General features: G+C 58.9%; 2 protein-coding genes and 3 pseudogenes. All 5 read left to right on the top strand.

The window, feature by feature from the left end; genetic code table 11:
* Positions 1-222: pseudogene (locus LH128_RS22750) on the top strand (IS110 family transposase); the annotation flags it as partial.
* A gap of 242 nt (positions 223-464) precedes the next feature.
* Positions 465-1479, top strand: a pseudogene (locus LH128_RS22745) (Tn3 family transposase); the annotation flags it as partial.
* Positions 1480-1721: 242 nt separating this feature from the next.
* Entirely contained in the window at positions 1722-2276 is a 555-nt protein-coding gene (locus LH128_RS22740) for a hypothetical protein (protein ID WP_008832040.1), read from the top strand.
* A 243-nt stretch (positions 2277-2519) separates the two neighbouring features.
* A complete protein-coding gene (locus LH128_RS22735; RefSeq protein WP_037520950.1) occupies positions 2520-3515 on the top strand; it encodes an IS481 family transposase in 996 nt (331 codons plus the stop codon).
* 45 nt (positions 3516-3560) lie between these two features.
* Positions 3561-4294, top strand: a pseudogene (locus LH128_RS32415) (IS701 family transposase); the annotation flags it as partial.
* Positions 4295-4397: the final 103 nt, after the last annotated feature.

Genomic DNA, 4397 nt, shown 5'->3' with positions numbered 1-4397 from the left:
AGTCGTGCCGGTGATCCGGCGGTCAGGGTCGCTCTGTTCGAGGCAGCGCACGTTCTGATGACGCGCGTGGCGAAATGGTCGAAGATCAAGGCCTGGGCAATGAATATCGCCAAGCGCCGCAGCGCGAAGCGCGCCAAGGTCGCGCTCGCCCGCAAGCTTGGCATCATTCTGCACCGGATGTGGGTCGATGAAGCCGACTTCAGGTACGGCCAGCCGGCATAGCCTTCGAGGAGAGAAAAGATGCCCGGATACTCAGCTACGTAGAGGTCCCCTGCGGGTGACCGGCGAGGGGACGATGGTCAGGGACAAGCCGCTGGACGCTTTGGCGATCAACGCCGTTTTCGAGATCGGCTACCCTGATTTTTCCGACCGCATCATGTGACGACCACGCGTCGATCACGGACAGAAGCATGAACCCCAAGTCGATCTACCTTGCAGTCCCGCACCCAATGACAGAAGGTGTCCAATTGCTGCGGAGCGCGCGTTGGCATGTTGAAGGCAGGGCCTATGATCGGGCGCTCGCCTTGATCTTGGAGGCACATGCCGATCTACCCATGGCCGCGTTCTGGGGACAGGGGCACTCCGCCTCCAGCGACGGACAGTTCTTCCTCGCGACCGAGCGGGGCGAAGCGATGAACATGGTCAACGCCAAATACGGCAATGTCCCAGGCTTGAAAGGATACAGCCATGTCTCTGATCAATACGCGCCGTTTGCTACCCAGGTCATCCCGGCGACCGTCAGCAAAGGCACCCTATATTCTCGACGGGCTGCTCATGAATGACGCAGGCCGCCATGTCCGTCAGCACATTGCCGATACGGGCGAATTTACCGATCACGTCTTCGTCGCCTGCTCGCTTCTCGGCTACAGGTTCGCGCCACGCATCCGCGACCTGCAACAGAAAAGACACTATGCCTTTACCCCCGGTGCGACGCCGGCCAATGTGCGGGGTCTGGTAGGCGGGAAGATCAATGAGCCCCTCATCGAGCGGAACTGGCCCGACATCCTGCGGGTCATGGCCACGATCGCCGCCGACATTGTCGCCCCCAGCCAGATTCTGCGGAAGCTGGCTTCATATCCTCGTCAAAATGAGCTGGCCCTTGCCCTTTGGGAAGTCGGTCTTGTCGAACGGGCGCTGTTCATGATCGACTGGACTCTAGACGCCGGTTTGCAGCGCGAGGCCCAGATCGGCCTCAAAAAAGGTGAAGCCCATCATGCGCTGAAGCGCGCCATCAGCTTCCATCGGCGCGGTGAAATCCGGGACCGATCGGGTGAAGGTCAGCATTATCACATCGCCGGCATGAACTTCCTCGCCGCCATCATCATCTTCTGGAATAAGATTAAGCTCAGCGATGTCGTCACCGGTCGATCCGCTAATGGCGCTACCGTCCCACCCGATCTCCTCGCCCATTTCTCACCGCTGGTTTGGGAGCAAATCAACCTCACCGGCGAATATCGCTGGCCAAAATCCTTAGCGTAGGATTTCGCTCCCTCCCGCAAACGGCCCGTATTTTGCGGAGGACATCGCATGCCAACCGCGGCACTTCACCCGTCGGTAAAGTGCCACGGTCCTCAGTTCTGTGGGTAGCGAGGATCTAGCGAGTTAGTGACCTCACGCTCTAATAGCCGCTGCGCTTCGGTGAAGTGCCACGACTGGTCCAACCGCCTTAGCCGGTCGATAACGGATTCACATTCCGTTCTTATTGTGCTTCAAATGTTCTGATGTTTCAGCCTGATCTTTTTGCCACAGAGGCGACCTCGGAACCGGCCAGCGTTTCGGAACAACCGGTGCTCGACGTGCCTGGTATCCTCGAGCGACTGGCCGACTTTTGCGAGCGCCCCCGGTACAGCTTCATGGTGCTGAATCTGATCGCGCAATTGAGTGCGAAAACTGGCTCGGCCGGTCCGTTCGTCCGAGCGGGCGAGACGCGGATTCCGGTTCGAGACTGGTTATCTGACGCTCTGACCCCGGTCGCCCAGCGCGATCCCCGCCGGCTCGCGATCGCCGGAAAGGTTCGACGCGCGCTGGAGGACGATAATGCGCTACCAGAAGATAGCGCGGCAGCAGGCGCCTTGATCGACGATCTGGTACGCGAGCGCATCCGGATTTCCGGTCGAACTAACGTCAGTCGCGCCGTCTCAGAACTGGTTCGAGCCGGATTAGTCCAAAGGCGATATCAAGGATATCGGGTCGATCATCACAATCGCGGCGCGCAGCGTCAGGTCATGTACGCCATCACTGAGGAAGCGCGCCGTGCCCTGCGCTCCGGGGTGTGACTCGCGTTCCTTGCCTTCTATAGGCAAGCACGATGGCTTTTCATCACCGTTAGATCGTGATGCGAGCGTCCCATGGTGATCGTTCGGCATACGTGCAGGCATCTGAACTAGGGAATCAAAGGGTGGTAATAGCTTCTACGACTGGACTAGCTGTCTGGTTGCGACACATCATTGGGATATGGTAAAGAATGCCATCGCGGATCACGCGTGGCGCTTTGCCGTCCTTGCTGATGAGGTTTCGTGATGGTGCAGATACATCCCCAGGCTCGAACCACGCCTGCTGTAAGGGCGGAAATTGCCCGTTCGACCGAGCCTGCCAGTGTCGTGGCGAAACGCTATGGCATCAGCGATGAGACGGTCCGCAAATGGCGCAAGCGAGGAGAGCAGGCGATCCTGGATCGCCCAAGTCGGCCCCATCGTCTGGCTTGGCGTATGAATGAGGAAGAACGCGCGATCATCTGTGCTGTACGCAGGGCGACAGGCTTTGCCCTGGATGACCTGACCTTCGTGCTCCGGCACTTCCTGCCACACCTCAATCGCGACAGCATCTACAGGGTACTCAAGGCCGAAGGGCTCAATCGACGACCGCCCAAGCCCACGGCGCAGCCGCGTAAAGGACAGGGGCGCTTCCAGGACTATGACCTGGGCTTTGTCCATATCGACGTCAAACATCTGCCCAAGCTGCGCACCGCGGACGGCGAAACTCGCAAGCGTTTCCTTTATGTCGCCATCGATCGCTGCTCACGCTTCGTCCATCTGGCCGTCTACGATGCTGAAAATGCTGCCAACGCCGTCGCCTTCCTCAAGGCCGCCAGAAGGGCTTTCCCCTTCCGCATCACCCATGTGCTGACAGACCGGGGATCCTGTTTTACCGCCGACGATTTCGAACGCGCCTGCGCGAAGATCAAGGTCGTTCACCGCACGACGCGACCCTATACGCCGCAAACCAATGGCATGGTCGAACGCTTCAACGGCCGCATCGCCAGCGAAGTGATGGGCATCAACGTCGCCGGCCATGCTGATCTCGAAATCCTGCTGACCGGCTTCAACCGTGCCTACAATCGGCGACGACAGCGCGTGCTCCACGGCAGTTCGCCATGCCAGAAGGTAGAGGAGCGGATCGGCCTTATGCCCGCGCTCGCCAATCCTCTTTACAAGCCGACGGCACCGGACGATCTTATGACTAAAGTCGACGACGTACTATATTACGCCAATGATGTGTCGCAACCAGACAACTAGCATTACAGTTGCATATTGATTGAAATTCTGAATCAATAGGTCTCCATGGTAGGGAGGCCGTGGATGACGGGCGCATCGATTGAAACGACACTGGAGCTTTGGGCATCGTCGCTGCGGGACGTGAAGGCTCGCATGCGCGTGCTATTCACCCAGGAACGCGTTGCGGCATCGGCCAATCTTTTCCTGGATGGTTTGTTGGGTGAGAAACGGCGCAAAACAGGATGGATGCGTGCAGAGGCGGCCGGAGATCCTGAGCCCTGGCGACAGCAGGCCATTCTGGGTCGCGGGCGCTGGGACGCAGACGGTCTTCAAGACATCGTGCGTGACTATGTCGTAGAGAACCTTGCCCCAGATGACGCTGTTCTGGCCATCGACGAGACCGGCTTCCTTAAGAAGGGCGATGCCACCTGCGGTGTCGCACACCAATATACCGGTTCGGCAGGCAAGACAACAAACTGCCAGATCGGTGTTCGCGACCTATGTTTCGGCTCGGGGTCATGCCTTTGTCGATCGAGCCCTCTACTTGCCCAAGAGCTGGACTGGTGATCGGACAAAGCTTGCCGCCACCCATGTTCCAGAGACTGTGTCCTTTGCCGCCAAGCCCGCCTTGGGTCGAGATGATAAGGCGTGCGCTGGCGGCGGATGTACCCTTTTCATGGGTAGCGGCAGATGCGGTATATGGCCTAGGCGACGTCGAAGGCGCGGTGCGCCAAGCCTGCACGGGCTATTTCCTTGGGGTCAAATCCGATCATTACTTCGGCTCCTGGGCGAAGAACCCGGCGCAGACACTTATGCAAGATTCGTGCCGCCAGCGCATTGATTTAACATAATTGTTATTATCGCGCCAAAGCTATGCCCGTATTGCAGGGGACGCGGGCGCGT

Origin of the sequence: Sphingomonas sp. LH128, from assembly GCF_000293195.2 — a bacterium.
Classification (GTDB): domain Bacteria; phylum Pseudomonadota; class Alphaproteobacteria; order Sphingomonadales; family Sphingomonadaceae; genus Novosphingobium; species Novosphingobium resinovorum_A.
The sequence above is the reverse complement of the archived record's forward strand: the minus strand, read 5'-3'. Positions and strand labels throughout refer to the sequence as shown.